Annotated in this window: 15 protein-coding genes; 12 read left to right on the top strand and 3 right to left on the bottom strand. The window is 40.4% G+C overall.

Going from position 1 to position 16,694, the window contains the following annotated elements; genetic code table 11:
- Window positions 1-201: 201 nt before the first annotated feature.
- Both MOB01S_RS07755 and MOB01S_RS07750 read right to left on the bottom strand, forming a co-directional pair.
- A complete protein-coding gene (locus MOB01S_RS07755; RefSeq protein WP_066803473.1) occupies window positions 202-576 on the bottom strand; it encodes a tetratricopeptide repeat protein in 375 nt (124 codons plus the stop codon).
- A gap of 422 nt (window positions 577-998) precedes the next feature.
- Entirely contained in the window at window positions 999-1,499 is a 501-nt protein-coding gene (locus MOB01S_RS07750; RefSeq protein ID WP_066803469.1) for an isochorismatase family protein, read from the bottom strand.
- 162 nt (window positions 1,500-1,661) lie between these two features.
- Here MOB01S_RS07750 and MOB01S_RS07745 point away from each other — a divergent pair, with 162 nt between their 5' ends.
- The 9 genes from MOB01S_RS07745 (at window position 1,662) to MOB01S_RS07705 (ending at window position 11,164) form a co-directional block, all read left to right on the top strand.
- The gene (locus MOB01S_RS07745; RefSeq protein ID WP_066803466.1) at window positions 1,662-2,498 is read left to right on the top strand and encodes a type II restriction endonuclease; all 837 of its coding nucleotides are present in this window, start codon (window positions 1,662-1,664) and stop codon (window positions 2,496-2,498) included.
- Window positions 2,499-2,501: 3 nt separating this feature from the next.
- The gene (locus MOB01S_RS07740) at window positions 2,502-3,383 is read left to right on the top strand and encodes a DNA adenine methylase (RefSeq protein WP_066803463.1); all 882 of its coding nucleotides are present in this window, start codon (window positions 2,502-2,504) and stop codon (window positions 3,381-3,383) included.
- A gap of 8 nt (window positions 3,384-3,391) precedes the next feature.
- A complete protein-coding gene (locus MOB01S_RS07735) occupies window positions 3,392-4,336 on the top strand; it encodes a GlxA family transcriptional regulator (RefSeq protein ID WP_066803459.1) in 945 nt (314 codons plus the stop codon).
- 277 nt (window positions 4,337-4,613) lie between these two features.
- On the top strand, window positions 4,614-4,760 hold the full coding sequence (gene lptM / locus MOB01S_RS12155; RefSeq protein WP_084349665.1) for an LPS translocon maturation chaperone LptM: 147 nt from the start codon (window positions 4,614-4,616) through the stop codon (window positions 4,758-4,760).
- 12 nt (window positions 4,761-4,772) lie between these two features.
- Window positions 4,773-5,567: a type I methionyl aminopeptidase gene (map, locus tag MOB01S_RS07725; protein WP_066803453.1), complete on the top strand. Its 795-nt coding sequence runs from the start codon at window positions 4,773-4,775 to the stop codon at window positions 5,565-5,567.
- Between the two features lie 236 nt (window positions 5,568-5,803).
- Window positions 5,804-6,580 (top strand): carbonic anhydrase, encoded by a 777-nt coding sequence (locus MOB01S_RS07720; RefSeq protein WP_066803451.1) that lies wholly within the window; start codon window positions 5,804-5,806, stop codon window positions 6,578-6,580.
- A gap of 352 nt (window positions 6,581-6,932) precedes the next feature.
- Entirely contained in the window at window positions 6,933-9,569 is a 2,637-nt protein-coding gene (gene glnD, locus MOB01S_RS07715; RefSeq protein ID WP_066803448.1) for a [protein-PII] uridylyltransferase, read from the top strand.
- Between the two features lie 39 nt (window positions 9,570-9,608).
- Window positions 9,609-10,400, top strand: coding sequence for a WG repeat-containing protein (locus tag MOB01S_RS07710; RefSeq protein ID WP_066803445.1), 792 nt, complete (start codon window positions 9,609-9,611; stop codon window positions 10,398-10,400).
- Window positions 10,397-11,164, top strand: a complete 768-nt coding sequence (locus MOB01S_RS07705) for a WG repeat-containing protein (RefSeq protein ID WP_066803443.1) — start codon at window positions 10,397-10,399, stop codon at window positions 11,162-11,164. The genes MOB01S_RS07710 and MOB01S_RS07705 overlap by 4 nt, the downstream gene beginning before the upstream one ends.
- Window positions 11,165-11,211: 47 nt before the next feature.
- Here MOB01S_RS07705 and MOB01S_RS07700 read toward each other — a convergent pair whose 3' ends face one another.
- Window positions 11,212-11,910 carry a c-type cytochrome gene (locus MOB01S_RS07700; protein ID WP_066803439.1) on the bottom strand — a complete coding sequence of 233 codons (699 nt, stop codon included), beginning with the start codon at window positions 11,908-11,910 and terminating at the stop codon, window positions 11,212-11,214.
- A gap of 321 nt (window positions 11,911-12,231) precedes the next feature.
- Here MOB01S_RS07700 and MOB01S_RS07695 point away from each other — a divergent pair, with 321 nt between their 5' ends.
- The 3 genes from MOB01S_RS07695 (at window position 12,232) to rsmI (ending at window position 16,689) form a co-directional block, all read left to right on the top strand.
- On the top strand, window positions 12,232-14,790 hold the full coding sequence (locus tag MOB01S_RS07695) for a TonB-dependent receptor (protein WP_066803436.1): 2,559 nt from the start codon (window positions 12,232-12,234) through the stop codon (window positions 14,788-14,790).
- A gap of 368 nt (window positions 14,791-15,158) precedes the next feature.
- Window positions 15,159-15,851, top strand: coding sequence for a ribosome biogenesis GTP-binding protein YihA/YsxC (gene yihA, locus MOB01S_RS07690; protein ID WP_066803433.1), 693 nt, complete (start codon window positions 15,159-15,161; stop codon window positions 15,849-15,851).
- Between the two features lie 4 nt (window positions 15,852-15,855).
- Window positions 15,856-16,689, top strand: coding sequence for a 16S rRNA (cytidine(1402)-2'-O)-methyltransferase (gene rsmI, locus MOB01S_RS07685; protein WP_066803430.1), 834 nt, complete (start codon window positions 15,856-15,858; stop codon window positions 16,687-16,689).
- Window positions 16,690-16,694: the final 5 nt, after the last annotated feature.

The raw sequence follows: 16,694 nt of genomic DNA, 5'->3' as shown, positions 1-16,694 counted from the left end.
ATATATAAAACATAAATTCACCCTTATACCAAACAAACTTAAAATCTACGACATATTGTAGGGCAAATTGCCATTCGCCCCTACCGCTAAAAAAATAAATTTGTGGTACTTTTTAAGATTTTTTGGTATACGGTTTAAATAAAAAGGGGCAATCATCATCACCCCTTTGTTATTTAGCACAGTTATTTAACACAAACTTGATTAGCGGTATTGACAGGCTTCTTGATATCCATTATCACAGGCTTTGCCAAACCACACTTTGGCAAGAGTTTTGTTTGTAGCAACGCCTTGACCGTTGTCATACATTATCCCAAGATTGTATTGGGCATTGGCATTACCTTGATTGGCGGACTTGGTAAAAAGTTCAAAGGCTTTGTCATATTGCTCTACTTCATAATAAACACTTGCCAACTGGTATTGTAAACGAGCATTATTTGGGCTTTTAGCAAGTTCTAGGGAGCAAACTTTGATGGCAAGTTGGGTATCTAGATTAGTAGCCAGTTCATCACAAGTATTGGCATAGGCAAGGGGAGCGACTAGGGTAAGGGTTAACAATACAGATTTTAACAATTTCATTACAAATTCCTTAACATAAACCAAAATCACTATAAACAAATTTTTATAAAAAAGCAATGGGAAGGTTTGAACATTACCAATAAAAAAGACCAAACCTAAGAGTCAGTCTTTTAATGTTTCAATCCAAGCCAAGTTGGAAAAGTTAGGGTAGAGCCTAACTTGGGAAAGTAATGACCATAGCGATTTTTAAATACCAAAATATATACAATAATAAAGTAATAAGACATAACTTGCTAAGATTGTTTTATGGTGAAACTTAGGATTGGATTATGTCTTTTTTATTTCAAATAATTTGCCTATTCGCTCTTACTTTGTTGGGGTTTGGTTGAGAGTGGGGTAAAATTAAGTTTTTTAGGCAAACCAAAACTTATTTTCAACAAAAAAACACCGCTTGAATTTATCAAACGGTATTTTAATAAAAATCACACCACCTCAATCCACTCTCTATCCGCCAATGCTCCTAAGGCGATTTGGTGGATTAACTCAGTCGGAGCGGTGCAAAGGTTTGACAGTACACGCACTTTGTAGTCTTTGGCAAAGGGCGAAAGTGCAGTGTGCGTTACGCAGTTTTGAGTCATAATGCCGCAAATGTCCACTTGTTCAATGCCATTTTCTTTTAAAATTTCAATGAGATTGGTGTTTAAAAAACTGTCGGCGTGGGCTTTTTGTACCAACGGTTTATCCGCCAAAATCCCTGCCACTGACGAGTGAAACTCTACCCCTGCCGAGCCTTTGGCAAATAACGGATAATCCTCTGCCATCAGGTGCTGAACGCCAATCACAAGCTCCCCATTTTGCTCGGCAGTTTGGGCATAATCGGCAATCTCTTGGGCGATTTTGTCCACATTAAACTGGTCAAATTTGCCGTCTGCGGAGGCAAAGTATTCGTTTTGTACATCAATGATTAAAAGAGCGGTTTTCATCATATTTTCCCACTATTATCAATAATATGTATATTTTAAGCGCTTTTCTCTGATGCTAAAATAGGCAATATTGCCAACTGTCGCAAGGATTTTGCCATTTTATTTTGGTGGGAGGTGTGGTATAATCTTTAGGAAAAATTTTTTAAACTATTAAGATGTTTTATGAATAAACTTAATGAAAAACAGAAGTTTGAACAATCTCTAAATTACTTTATTCAAACACTGCAAAACTATGTTAGTGATGACAATGGAAAATGGTCTATTAAAGGATTTATTGATATTTACAAAAATATTTATACCATTTCTGCCGACACCAAAATTGTATCCAAAGTTCTAGAAATTCACATTTTTCCCTTATTATTACAATTTGCCGAAAAAAATGGGTACAAAATTGTATTAGCTGAACACCAAAATTACTATCCTGATATTTCTTTTGTTTCAATCTATGATGAGAGCATCAGATTTGCGGTTGATTTTAAAACAACCTATCGTAACCCAACCAAACCATATCTATGCAATGGGTTTACTTTGGGTTCTCACGGTGCCTATTTTACCGATAGAAACAGCACCAAGAACATTCAATTTCCTTATGGTAGCTATTTGGGTCATTTTTGTTTAGGAATTATTTATGATAGAACATCATCAAGAGATATTGATGAAACAAAAATATTCCAACTAGGAGAATTACAATCTATTGCCTCTGTTATTGGAAATTTTCAATTTTTCGTTACTGAAAAGTGGAAAATAGCAAGCGATAAAAGCGGAAGTGGTAATACCGCCAATATTGGCAGTATCAAAAATATACAAGATATTATCAATGGCAATGGTATGTTTTCTCAATTGGGTGAGGAATGGTTTGATGACTATTGGATAAATTATAGAAAAATAAAAATAAAGCAAGATAATGGTGAATATGTAACCATTAATAATTTAAAAGACTTTGTTATTTATCGTCAAGGCAATCCTGATTTAATTGTTTACTCAAACAACAAGGAGTAAACAATGAAAGTCATCATACCACCCATCAAATCACAAGGCATCAAAACAAAATTGGTACCAGATATTGCTCAATGTATTCCTGATAATTTTTCAGGAACTTGGATTGAACCTTTTATGGGAACTGGCGTTGTCGGATTTAATTTGGTGGTTAAAAATGCCATAATGTGCGACACAAATCCCCATTTAATTAAATTTTATCAAACCATTCAAAGTCAAGAGATAACACCAAATATCGTCCGTGAATATCTTATACAAGAAGGTCAATATCTACTAGAAAAAGGAGAGGAGTATTATTATTTGGTTCGCACAAGATTTAATGAAAATGCCGACCCATTAGACTTTTTATTTTTAAATAGAGCAGGATTTAATGGAATGATTAGATTTAACAAAAAGGGGGAGTTTAATATCCCATTCTGTAGGAAACCTAATCGTTTTGCACAGGCATATATCACAAAAATAGTTAATCAAGTAAATGCTATTAGTCAAATAATTCATACTAAAAATATTGAATTTATTTGCCAAGACTTTGAAAAAACCATTCAAATGGCTGGTAAAGATGATCTGATCTATTGTGATCCACCCTATATAGATAGACATACTGATTATTTTAATACTTGGTCAGAACAAGATGAATGCCAGTTATATCATTTATTAAGCCAAACACAAAGCAAGTTTATTTTATCCACTTGGCACCACAATCAATATAGGCAAAATCATTATGTTGAAAAATTTTGGCAAAATTTTATCATCAATAAAAAAGAACATTTTTATCATATTGGCGCAAAAGAAAACAATAGAAACCCAATGACAGAAGCTCTTGTAAGAAATTTTGAAAGCAATACTGACAATTCGTTTGTATACGACAAGCAAATAGCACTTTTTTGACAAAAAAAATGACCATTCCTCCTACCCTCACCCTCTACGCCCAAAATGGCTGTAATGATTTTGTGTTTAATATTCCGTTTAGTATCTTTCAAACACCCTATCAGGGCAAAAAGCTCTTTGATTTTCAAGTCGTGAGCGATAATGGCAAAGCCATTCGTACAGAATTGGGGACAACAATCACCCCACACGGCAATTTGGATTTAATGGACAATGCCGATATCATCGTCCTTGCAGGTTGGGTGGGCGACAAACCAAGCCACACCTTTACCCAAAAATTACAAACCGCCCATCAAAATGGCAAAAAAATCATTGCTTTATGCTATGGGACTTTTGGTCTTGCCTTTGCCGATATTTTGACAGATAAAACAGTCGTTACCCATTGGGCAGGCGAAAATGCCTTTAAACAACAATTTCCCCACATCAAGCTTGATAACAACAAACTCTATCTTGATGATGGCAATATTTTGACCTCCGCAGGGGCGTATGCAGGTATGGACTGCTGTCTGTATTTTATCCGTATGCTGTATAGGGCAAGCGTCGCCAATGATTTGGCACGACTGTTTGTCTCTGCACCACACCGTGAAGGCGGTCAGGCGCAGTTTAGCCAGCTTAGTATCGTCAATCACACCAAAGACAGCAAAATCAATGCCTTATTGCAGTTTTTAAGCGATAATTTGGATAAAACGCACAAACTGGACGACTTGGCGGACAAAGTGCATTTATCCAAAAGAAGTTTTAATCGCTATTTTAAAAATGCCACCAATATGACCTTGACCCAGTGGCTGACCGCCAAACGGCTGTCTGTGGTGCAAGAATTATTAGAAAGCTCTGATGAGAGTATTGAGAGAATTGCCCAAAAATCAGGCTTTGGCAGTGCCAGTCATTTGCGAGAGAAGTTTAAGGAGCGGTTTGGGGTGAGTCCACAGGTGTGGCGGAGGGGGTTTGGGGGATAAAATACCACCCAAATTTATATTGGGTGGTATTTTATTTAAGCAATCATTTTGCCAACTCTTGCCATTTATCAATCATCAAACTTATGCCAAAACACCATCATACAATTGCTTAACCCAAAAATTGTCAAACTATTAACTCATAAAATACCAACAATAAATGACAAACCATCTGCATTTAATCCAAAAAAGCATACACACATTACAACACACAATATAAAGCCAAAGCATTTTTATCAAAACTATGCTAGAATAACCAAAATTTTATCCACGATTTTATATGAAAACTGTTCTTTTATTATCATTTAGCCTCATCATGCTTACCGCCTGTGGTCAAAAGGGAGCATTGTATTTGCCAAAAAAACCTACCAATCCTCCCACCCAAACCACCGAGCCTGAGGTTAGTACCAATCCCAACGATTATTAGAAGAGAACAATCATGAACCAAAAAGTCATTCCCCTACTCAATAAAGATGGCATTGAAAAAATGAAAGTGGCGGGGGCACTTGCCTCCGAAGTCCTACAAATCCTAGACCCTTATGTTAAAGCAGGGGTTAGCACAGGATTTTTGGACGATTTGGCATATAAGCACATTACCGAAGTCCAAAACGCCATTCCCGCCTGCCTAAACTACAAAGGCTACCCCTACACACTTTGCACCTCAATCAACCACGTCGTTTGTCATGGCATGCCCGACCACGAACGCATTTTAAAGGACGGTGACATCATCAATATTGACGTTACCGTCATCAAAGACGGCTATTATGGCGACACCTCTGCCATGTGGATTATTGGCGAGGGTTCTATCATGGCAAAACGCCTATGTAAAGTTGCCCAAGAAGCCCTCTACGCTGGCATCAGTGTGGTAAAAAATGGAGCCAAACTTGGCGACATCGGTGCCGAAATAGAAAAGGTGGTACTGCCAGAGCGGTTTAGTATCGTGCGTGAGTTTTGTGGGCATGGTATTGGCACAGAATTTCACTGTGAACCCCAAGTGCTTCACTATGGCAAAGCAGGCAGTGGTGTGGAACTAAAAACAGGTATGGCATTCACCATTGAACCAATGATAAATGAAGGCGTATGGCAAACCAAAATCATGAAAGATGGCTGGACAGCCATCACCAAAGACCGCAAACTCTCCGCCCAGTGGGAGCATACTCTCATCGTAACCGACAACGGCTGTATCATCACCACAGGGCGACCTGACGAAGATTTAAGCTGGGTAAAAAGTTAAATAAAAGAGGGGTTGAATCATTTTCACCCCTCTTTTTATCATTTATGTTTATAAAAACATCACAAAAATCACGCTTCAACCAATGTACATATTGCCATAAAATAATCAATTCAAGATTTATGGTATATTTTTCATGATAAATGGCATATACTTTTATTTGTTTTCCCTTATAATTAAGGACTGGTACGGTTGTGTACCATGCCACAACTTGTGGTATTTATTTCACAGGAGTTGTTATGAAAAGGTTTGTATTAAGTAGTTTGGCACTAAGTCTGATTTTGACAGGTTGCACCACCACTCTACCTATCGTAGAGGACACGCATGTTCATGACCACCATCATGATTGGGATTATGAACACCCTGAAAAATGGGGAGACGAAGAAGTCAATAAACTTTGCTCAGCAGGACAAGAGCAATCCCCCATTGACATCAAGCAAGCCCTAAGAGTAGAACCGACAAGCGACAAAGACATCAAACTGACCGAGAATTATCAAGCCCAAGATTTTACTGTCAAAAACAACGGACACACCATCGTCTTTGATGTGGCAAATCAGAGCAAAAGCCAAATTGTAGTTAATGGCACCACCTATGACCTGCTCCAATTCCACTATCATATCCCAAGCGAACACACCGTCATGAATACCCATTATCCTTTGGAAATTCATTTTGTGCACAAAAGCCAACAAGGCAATCTGGCGGTGGTTGGTGTTTTATTTAACACAGGCAAACACAACGACCCACTCCAACAAATCATCACAGGCTTGCCAAACGAAGGTGAAAACGGCACACTATCAAACTTCAACATAGGCTCACTCATGCCAAAAGATAGCAATGCCTATGCTTATAATGGCTCTTTAACCACACCGCCTTGCTTAGAAAAAGTGCAATGGTTGCTAAAAGCAGACCCAGTGGACGCCAGTGGTGCTCAGCTACGCACCCTAGCTAAGCTATATGACGGCAACAACCGCCCAGTACAGCCCCCAGGCGACCGCCAAATCATACTCACCAAATAAAAAGTCAAAAAGCCAAGCAAAAACTTGGCTTTTTTGACGATCATACTTTTTTAAAATACTTTTTACACTTAATTCACATCAAAATCATACAAAAGACCGTTCGCCCAAGCCTATCGGAGAGTGAAGTGGTTTTTTGTTATGGTTTACTCACCACGAATAAAAACCTTTGTTGATTTTTGAATAGAATTTACCATATCATCGCCCAACTTTATTTTTATAACACATTTGCCCTACGCCTGATAAAAATTCGTGGCGATGGTAAAATTTTGTAGGTACATCACTCACACAACCAAAATCATGTGCTATTTATAAAATTTTTTATTAAAATATCAAAAAACTACGGATATGCCATATGACCACATTTGACCAAACCACTTTAACCAACCACAAAACAAGCTTAGCCAAACTAAATACCGACATCAACGAACGACTGACACAACTTGGCATGAATGCCACCGACATCATCGAGGATTGTATCGCTCTGCGTACACAGGAGGTGGATAGCATACTGGTGGATATTTTTGATAACACGCTAAGTGATGAGTTGGCATTGTTTGCCATAGGGGGTTATGGGCGTGGTGAGCTTTTTCCCAAATCTGATGTAGATGTACTCATTTTAGGTGATGATACCGAGCAATTTCAAATCAATATTGAGCAATTTGTCGCACGGCTTTGGGATTTAGGCATTACGCCTGCCATTTTGGTGCAAAACACCACCTCGCTTGCCACCGCCATGTTTAATGTAAGCTTTGCTACCGCCATGTTAGATGCACGATTTTTGGTGGGGAACACTCAACTTGCACAGACACCCACCGACATTTTGGGCAAAACATGGGACATGACACGATTTTATCATGCCAAAATGGACGAAGCCAAAACCAGACACCTATCGCACAACGCCACAGAATACAACCTAGAACCCAACCTAAAAAACGGCGTGGGCGGACTTCGGGATATTCATATCATTCATTGGTTACATCGTTTTTATGCCCTACACCACGCCCCCACCACCAACCAAAACTTAAACTACCACAAACCTGCACTTACCTGTGCCAGACGCTTTTTTTGGCTTGTGCGTCATCACCTGCACATGATTGGTATGCGTGAGATGGATAAATTATCTTTTGATACCCAAAAGCACATCGCCACCCAACTGCACCTACCCCAAGACCCCCAAAATCCCAATGCTCATGCCGAAACACTCATGCGACACTACTATCATCACGCCATGACAGTTGCCAGTTTATCAGAATTATTGTGTGATGATTTTTTTGAGCATTATCTTAATGGCACGCACCAAACAACGGTTGTGGACGATGATTTTTACCAAATCCACTTAGCACATGGCACACAAATTGCCATTCATGACCCAGACATTTTTATCAAAAAACCTGCCACCATATTATCTTTGTTTTTGGCAATGGGCAAACATGGCATCAAAAAAATCCAAGCCGACACACTCACCAAACTCTCACTTGCCATCAAAAACATTGATGATGAATATCGCAATAATGCCATTCACAAGGCGTTATTTTTGGCAAATTTACAAGAAAACAACTATCTATTTCACCGTCTTCGCTTGATGAAGCGTTTTGGCGTGCTTAGTGCCTATCTGCCTGCCTTTGGACAAATCATGGGGCTTAGCCAATACGACCTGTTCCATCGCTACACCGTAGACGCTCATACATTATATCTCATTCGCATTTTGCACCGTTTTGGCGATTATGATAATGGCGATTACGTCAAAAAATTTGATTTAGTTGGTCAAGTTTACCAAAAAATCCAGCGTAAAGACCTACTTACCATAGCAGGTATTTTTCATGACATTGCCAAGGGGCGTGGGGGCGACCACAGCGAGCTTGGGGCGGTAGATGTTTATGAATTTTGTATTTCACATGGACTAAACCAAACCGACAGCAAATTTGTGGCTTGGCTAGTGCGTGAACACCTCACCATGAGTTTAACCGCCCAAAAAAAGGACATCTACGACCCAACCATCATCACCCAATTCGCCAAATTCGTTGGTTCAATCAGTCGGCTCAACTACCTATATGTTTTGACCGTTGCCGACATGAACGCCACCAACAGCCAACTGTGGAACACATGGCGAGCCAGTCTATTAAAACAACTTTACGTCAGTACTTATTATGTGCTTAGTATGGGCGAAAACACTCCCCAAAAAGACGACATCATCCGCCAAAAAAAACGCCATGCCAAAGCTCGCCTGCGTGGTATTGGTGGCGATGATATTGATAATTTGTGGGCAGGGTTTGGTGATGAATATTTTTTAAAACAAAAAGCTGGCGACATTGCATGGCAAACAGGCACCATTTTAAAACAAAAAAACACCCTAGCCACAGCGCCACTCATCACCATAAAACGCACCTCCGACATCGCTCTTGATGCACTCATGGTGTTTATTTGCACCCAAGATTGCCCAAATCTATTTGCCAAAACAGTCTGTATGCTGGACAAACTTGGGTTATCAGTACTTGATGCAACCATCTTAACCGCCCATATTGACGGCAACGCCTATGCGATTGATAGCTATATTGTTATTGACAAATATGCTATATGTGATGATAAGGGCAAAAGCCACAGCGAATTTTTGACCCAAAAAGGCAAACAAAAACTCCTTGACACCTTCACCCACACCCTATCGCACCCTATCACTTGCACACCTACCACTCGCATGGACACAGCACTTCGGCATTTTGTCGTCCCCACCCAAGTCATCATCAAAGACACCCAAAGCCACGCTCATGCAGGCACGCACGAGTTGCACCTCATCACCAAAGACCAGCCTGCCCTACTTGCCAAAGTTGGGCAAGTATTTAGCCAAGAAAACATCAGCGTACACGGTGCAAAGATTACCACCATGGGTGAGCGTGCCGAAGACATTTTTTATATCGCCAGCAAAAACGACAAAACCTTAAACGAAGCACAAAAATTGAGCTTAAAAAATAGCTTGATTGAAATTTTTTCTTGATTGACTTACAATAGTCTCATTTACACTGTTTGTATGATTATGAAAAACATAAAAAAAATCATCATCGGTCTGACGTGGCTTACCATAAATATACCCTCTCTTGCCAATCAGCACACGACCATCGCAGAGGATTGCACCCAAAAAATCACCCTTCCTGCTGGCTATACCATTGCCAATACAGATGAAGATTGTGATTTTGGTGAAAATATGATACCTGTCAGCTATCACAACAAAGTAGGCTATGCCAACCAAGCAGGCAAAATCGTCATCAAGCCCACTTTTGCAGAGGCACACGGCTTTGATGAAGGGTTGGCTCTCATCAAAAAAGACGACAAATATGGCTTTATCAACCCCAAAGGAAAAATCATCATCAAGCCCACCTTTGATGATGCTTGGAGTTTTAGCGAGGGGCGAGCCAAAATTACCCAAAATGGCAAATATGGCTTCATTGACAAAACAGGCAAAATCGTCATAGCCCCCACACTCACCGAAGCAGACAACTGGTTTGCCCAAAATCTCGTTGCCGTCAAAAAGGGCGATAAATGGGGCTTTATCGGTCCAGACGGCAGAACCAAAATCGCCTTTGAATATGATTATGCCAGTGGTTTTAGTGAAGGCTTGGCACTGGTCGCCAAAAAAAACTCACCCACCAGCGATATTTATCATTTTGGCTTTATTGATAAATATGGCAATGTCGTCATTCCACTCAATTATGACAATGCAACGAGTTTTATTGACGGCACAGCAACCGTTACCAAAGACAACCAAATTTTTTACATCAACAAACAAGGCAAACGCCTAACCACCCCCCAACACACGAGGTTTTTATGAAAAAACTTGGACTAAGCCTACTACTATGCCTAAGCCTAACCGCTTGGGCAGATGATGACCATGACGATGAGTTTTGTGGTTTTAAAGCACCAGACGGCTACGTTTTTGAGCATGATTTTGATGATTGTGATGATTTGACGTTGGTGCCTGTTACTCCTGTTAGTCAAATCGGCTATGCGGACAAATCTGGCAAAATCGTCATTGCTCCTAAGTTTGAAGAAGCCTACACCTTTCAAGAAGGGCTTGCACTCGTCAAGCAAAATGACAAATATGGCTATCTTAACCCAAAGGGGGATTTTGCCATAAAACCAATTTTTGATGATGCTTGGGGTTTTAGTGAAGGGCTTGCCAAGATTGAACAAAATGGCAAATATGGCTTCATTGACAAAACAGGCAAAATCGTCATCAAGCCCATCTACGAAGATACTGACAATTGGTTTGATGAAGGTTTGGTTGTTGCCCAAAAAGACAAAAAATGGGGTATGATTGACAAACAAGGCAAAACCAAAATCGCCTTTGAATATGACATCATGGACAAATTTAGCGAAGGGCTTGCTTTGGTTGCCAAACAAGTTGGCGTTGATGATGATGGCGATGAAATCTATCGCTATGGCTTTATCAACAATGCAGGCAAAATCGTCATTGGTCTAAACTATGAATACGCCACTGGTTTTGATGATGGTGTTGCCACGGTCTATCAAGGCGGTGATTATCATCGTATTGACAAAACAGGCAAAATTATCCCCGAAAAAGACGACAAATAACAACATCAATAAAAAACCCCAAATATTTGGGGTTTTTTATTGGTACATCAGTGTACTGCGGTGATAAATTCGGACAAAATCTTGATGTCTCTGTCAGAAAGTTTGGAGGCGACCATTTGCATCATGCCTTTCTCGCCTTTTTTGGCGGCATCATTGGTACGCATTTCGGTTTCGCCCACATCATCCTCACGACCTGCTGCACGGAATAGTTTAAGCTGAGTAGCGATATAAGTGGCGTGCTGACCACCTAGACGTGGAAAAGCTGCCCATTCGTTGCCAGAGCCTTTGGGGTCATGACAACCTGCACAAGGGATAATGCCACGAGTTTTGTCGCCACCCAAGTATAGTTTTTGGGCTTCGGCAAATGTTGCTTTATTGCCATAGCCAGGCATCCATGGTTTTTGTTCAGAAAAATAGCCTGCCACATCTGCCAAATCTTGCTGGGTCAAACCCACAAGCTGTGCTTCCATGATACCGTTACGGCGAGCTTTGTTTTTAAAATCAACAAGTTGTTTATAGAGATATTTGACGTTTTGACCACCCAAGTTAGGCTGGGCAGGAGCGACAGAGACACCGTTTGCACCATGACAGGCAGCACAGTTTGCCTCCACAATGGCTTTACCTCTGGCGACATCGTACTCAGGCACGACAGGGGCTGATAGAGCAGATAAGCTGGCAAAACCAAAACCTGTGGCAAGGACAACTTTCAATAAAGTGCGGGCTAAAAGGGATTTTGCAGGTTTCATAACAATTTCCTACTAACTACTGGGGCTCTCTCCCCAAGTCTTGGGTTTTGTTGAATGGCTATCCAAAATGGATTACAAATTTTTAAAAATACGCCCTATTATAGCAAGATTTTGGCAAATTTTCCTATAAAAAATGTGGTTTTGGTAACTTTTTTTATATTTACACCGCCTAGCCTTTCATGACAGCCATAAATATTTCAACTTTTTTGTAAATTTATGCCTCATCAAATATCACAACCGACACAATTTGTTGTCAATGGTTGCACAAAATTTATCAATGATATAAAATAATATTACATTTTGCAAGGAAATCTCTCTAATATGTTAAAAAAAACCACACTTTGCCTCGCCATTTGTGCTTTATGTGCAAACAGCCACGCCCATGATACAGCCGATACCCCAACGGTCAATCTAGACATGATAAAAATCACCCTAAGTAAAAAGAACCTAGACAGTGTGGCTTTGACACGTGTGGCTCAAACAACTGACATGGTTATCAAAAAGGACACACTAAAACAACGAGCCACCACGCTGGGTGATGCCTTAGATGGTGAACTTGGCATACATTCAAACCAATTTGGAGGAGGAGCATCCGCCCCCATCATCAGAGGACAAGAAGGCAAGCGTTTGACCATTTTGCAAAACAATGCCGATGTCATTGACATGGCACATCTGTCGCCAGACCATGCTGTCATGGTAGATACCATGTTGGCACGGCGTACTGAGGTGGTGCGTGGCGTGAGTACTTTGCTTTATAAATCAGGCAATTTGGCAGGTGTGGTCAATATCCTTGATGACAAAATCCCCCAAAATCGTCCCGCCACCCCCTTCACTGGTGAAGCTGGTATCCGTTATAACACGGGCAACCACGAAAAACTGGCAACAGGGGCATTGACGGCTGACTTGGGCAAGGGATTTGTGGCTCATTTAGAAGGCTTGCACAAGACCTCAAACGACTACCGCACACCAAATTATATCCAACAAAACTTCAAAAATCGTCAGGCTTTGGATAATTATGTATCAGCTCCTGACCGTCTAGCCAGCCTTGAAGCAGAATATGAACTTTTTAAACAAGGCAAACGCCCTCATTGGCGTGATGAAAAACACTATATTCGTTCTGAACAAAACTATCTTGACAAAAAAGCCCTCTACCAATCTCATCTGGACGTACAGACCAATCAGCTAGATTATCTACCCCAAAGTTGGGCGGATTCTAAGGTGGGTAGCATTGGATTGTCGTGGGTTCATGACAAAGGCTATGTGGGCGTGGCACTAAGCGAACGCAAGGACAAATATGGTTTACCCGCTCACAATCATCTGTATGAAGGGTGTGGGGTGATTTCTACTTTTGACGCCATTCGTACCAAGCCTTATTTGGCAAAATACCCCCAATTAATCAACACAGACGACATTAACTACATCAATCCACGTCCTGACTGTGGCAAACACATTCATAATGCCAACGGCTCACAACAAGGCTCGCACGGCGTCATTCCAGAACACGAACATATAGGCACACCCTACATTGACCTAAGCACTCGCCGTTATGACCTAAGAGGACAATGGCAAAACCCCACTTCGTTTATAGACAGCGTGCGTTTTAATGCGGGGCTTGTAGATTATACTCATGACGAAAAAGAAGCTGGCATGACCAACACTTCCTTTAAAAACAAAGGCAAGGTTGCTCGTTTGGAATTTACCCACCGCCCAACAGATAGATTTAGTGCTTTATGGGGCATACAATACATCAAACAAAACAATAGCGGTCTATCACCACAAACCAACTGGCGACAGCTACCTCTTTTAACCCAAAACACCCTAAATAACCAAAGTATTTTTGGCATGGGACAATACCAATGGGGTAAAGTAGCATTAGAATTTGGTACTCGTTTTGAAAAACAAACAGTCAAGATGGATTATGACCTAGATTACATCAAAGACCGTATCACCAATCATCGCCTGGTTTTCTTAAAAGGTGAAGCCCTAGACCGTGCCATCAATGATGCCATAGACGCCACCAAACCCCACCAAAATCACGCCAATTCTTATGGTATGGGTGTACATTGGCAATTTTTACCCAAACACCGTCTATCTTTTAACGCCACTCATCAAGAACGATTGCCCAATGCCCAAGAGTTATATACGCACGGTATGCATCTTGCTACCAATTCGTTTGAAATGGGCAATCGCCATCTTACCAAAGAAAAAGCAAACAGTTACGAATTGGGTTTTGATTTTAAGGGAGACAAATTAGATTATCAACTGTCAGGTTATCTGTATGATTTTGATAATTATATTTATCTACACACCATCAATGAATATCTAGGCACAGCCAAAGTAAGACACCCCTTGCATTTACGCATCAACCACTATGACCAATCCCCTGCCAAATTTTATGGCGTAGAAGGCAAAATCGGCTACCAGTTTAACGACAAATATTATGGTGCGATTTTTGGGGACTATGTCAAAGGGCGATTACACAATTTAGCACCGATTGTCAGTCGTTACGAACCAGCAGGTTTTTTTAGCAAAGAAATCAAAGAATACACCAAACCTAATGACCGTTATACCCCACGCCTACCACCCATGCGTCTTGGGGCAAAAATAAAAACCAACTGGGGCGACAACTGGACTGGCGAGGCTGAATATGTTCGCACATTCACCCAATCTAAAACCTCCAATTTTGAAAATGCCACACAAGGACATCATTTGGTCAATGTAGGGTTAAATTATAAAAACGTCATTGGTGCAGGTGAGTATTCTTTATTTTTTAATGCCAATAATATCCTAAACCAAAAAATCTACGCTCATGAGACTTTTTTACCCTACATTCCTCAAATGGGGCGTAATTTTAGTGTGGGGGTAAACTTCAAATACTAGGGTATGTTGAACTTTTGTATTTATAGTCAATTAAACCCAAAATGCACCATATTAGGTTTTTTCGTTCGTGGTGAGCTTGTCAAACCATAACAGAAACTCATCCGCAGGCATAGCTTGAGGTGAACAGTTTTTGTACCAGTTTTTAGGTTCGCTTAGTATATCAGACAAGTTTTTGACGAAGAAAAATAAGATTTAGCCATCTTTATTTCTACATTATTACTATATTGCAAGTAGTGTTATAAAGGTTCAATACACCCCAACCCAGACCTCAATGCACAAATCCAGTCATCAGGCTGGATTTTTTAACTTGTCAAATCCTAAAAACGTGCTACACTTTTCATCTATCCAAACACACCTACCAAAAAATGATGAACACCACAGATTATCTAAAACAAATTCGCCAAACCAGTTTTGCCCTATCCGCTCCCACCCTCAAACTATGCCCACCTGATATGGGTTATGAAGTGGCATTTGCTGGACGTTCAAATGCTGGAAAATCTTCTGCCATCAATACCATCACCCACCAAAAACAGCTTGCACGCTCTTCTAAAACACCGGGGCGGACGCAGATGATTAACTTTTTTAATGTTGGCTCACCAAACAGTCGCATTGTTGATTTGCCCGGCTATGGCTATGCACAAGTGCCAGAAGCGATGAAAATCAAATGGCAAAAAGAACTTGAAAATTATCTGGTACACCGTGAAAGTTTGGTTGGTTTGATTTTATTGACCGATATTCGCCACCCCTTAAAATATTTTGATGAACAAATGCTTCATTGGGCAAAGGACGGCGATTTGCCTGTACACGTTCTTTTAACAAAAGCTGACAAATTAAAACGTGGTGCTCAAAAAACCACCTTATTACAAACAAAAAAACAATTATCCAGTTTGGATTTACCATTTTCTATTCAGCTTTTTTCAGCATTGGATAAAGAAGGTATTGATGAATTGGCTAATGTCTTGGGCAATTGGTTGCATTTGGATAATGATTTAAACATTGATAATAAAAATGTAGAAAATGACGCATCACAAAACACCTACTCAACCAATCATCAGGAATAAAAAAATGACAGGTATTTTATACATAGTTGCAACCCCCATTGGCAATCTTAATGACATAAGTCAAAGAGCGATTGATACCCTAAAATCGGTTGATGTTATCGCCTGCGAAGATACTCGCACAAGCTCTAAATTATTAAGTTTTTTTAATATATCAACCCCCACCATTGCCTATCACGAACACAACGCCGACACACAAACGGCTCGCTTGATTGAAAAGTTACAAAGCGGTCAATCACTAGCTCTCATCTCTGATGCTGGCACACCACTCATCTCAGACCCCGGCTTTCGCCTCGTCAAATCCTGCCATGACATAGGCATACAAGTTGTGCCTATTGTGGGGGCGTGTGCAGTCATTGGAGCGTTGTCGGTGGCGGGTTTGCCGTCTGATAAATTTACCTTTTTGGGATTTTTGCCTGCCAAACAACATGGGCGTATTGAAACCTTAAAGGCACATCAAAACAGCAGTGAAACGTTGATTTTTTATGAAGCACCGCACCGTATTGTTGAGTGTATCTTTGACATGGTGGACGTTTTTGGCAGTCAACGAGAGGCAACACTATGCCGTGAAATCACCAAAACTTTTGAAACCATCAAAAAATTACCACTGATTGATTTATTAGAATTTGTAAAAAATGACCCCAACCAACAACGTGGTGAAATTGTCATCGTCATGGCAGGCAACACCCAAAAAGAGCAAAAAACGGATTATGATGATTGGCTACTTGCCATTGCCAAAGAATTACCACCAAAAAAAGCCAGTAGCATTGTAGCGGAAGTGTTGGGAATTAAAAAGAGTGAAGTTTATGATAGATTACTACAATTAAATCAAGCCCACTAAAATTA

Source organism: Moraxella oblonga NBRC 102422 (assembly GCF_001598275.1).
In the GTDB taxonomy this organism is placed as follows: domain Bacteria; phylum Pseudomonadota; class Gammaproteobacteria; order Pseudomonadales; family Moraxellaceae; genus Moraxella; species Moraxella oblonga.
Note: the sequence above shows the minus strand (reverse complement) of the source record. Positions and strands in the feature narration are given on the sequence as shown.

Coding starts and splice junctions, on each gene's coding strand:
- MOB01S_RS07755 (WP_066803473.1), bottom strand. CDS start 576: ATGAAATTGTTAAAATCTGTATTGTTAACCCTTACCCTAGTCGCTCCC.
- MOB01S_RS07750 (WP_066803469.1), bottom strand. CDS start 1,499: ATGAAAACCGCTCTTTTAATCATTGATGTACAAAACGAATACTTTGCC.
- MOB01S_RS07745 (WP_066803466.1), top strand. CDS start 1,662: ATGAATAAACTTAATGAAAAACAGAAGTTTGAACAATCTCTAAATTAC.
- MOB01S_RS07740 (WP_066803463.1), top strand. CDS start 2,502: ATGAAAGTCATCATACCACCCATCAAATCACAAGGCATCAAAACAAAA.
- MOB01S_RS07735 (WP_066803459.1), top strand. CDS start 3,392: ATGACCATTCCTCCTACCCTCACCCTCTACGCCCAAAATGGCTGTAAT.
- lptM (WP_084349665.1), top strand. CDS start 4,614: ATGAAAACTGTTCTTTTATTATCATTTAGCCTCATCATGCTTACCGCC.
- map (WP_066803453.1), top strand. CDS start 4,773: ATGAACCAAAAAGTCATTCCCCTACTCAATAAAGATGGCATTGAAAAA.
- MOB01S_RS07720 (WP_066803451.1), top strand. CDS start 5,804: ATGAAAAGGTTTGTATTAAGTAGTTTGGCACTAAGTCTGATTTTGACA.
- glnD (WP_066803448.1), top strand. CDS start 6,933: ATGACCACATTTGACCAAACCACTTTAACCAACCACAAAACAAGCTTA.
- MOB01S_RS07710 (WP_066803445.1), top strand. CDS start 9,609: ATGAAAAACATAAAAAAAATCATCATCGGTCTGACGTGGCTTACCATA.
- MOB01S_RS07705 (WP_066803443.1), top strand. CDS start 10,397: ATGAAAAAACTTGGACTAAGCCTACTACTATGCCTAAGCCTAACCGCT.
- MOB01S_RS07700 (WP_066803439.1), bottom strand. CDS start 11,910: ATGAAACCTGCAAAATCCCTTTTAGCCCGCACTTTATTGAAAGTTGTC.
- MOB01S_RS07695 (WP_066803436.1), top strand. CDS start 12,232: ATGTTAAAAAAAACCACACTTTGCCTCGCCATTTGTGCTTTATGTGCA.
- yihA (WP_066803433.1), top strand. CDS start 15,159: ATGAACACCACAGATTATCTAAAACAAATTCGCCAAACCAGTTTTGCC.
- rsmI (WP_066803430.1), top strand. CDS start 15,856: ATGACAGGTATTTTATACATAGTTGCAACCCCCATTGGCAATCTTAAT.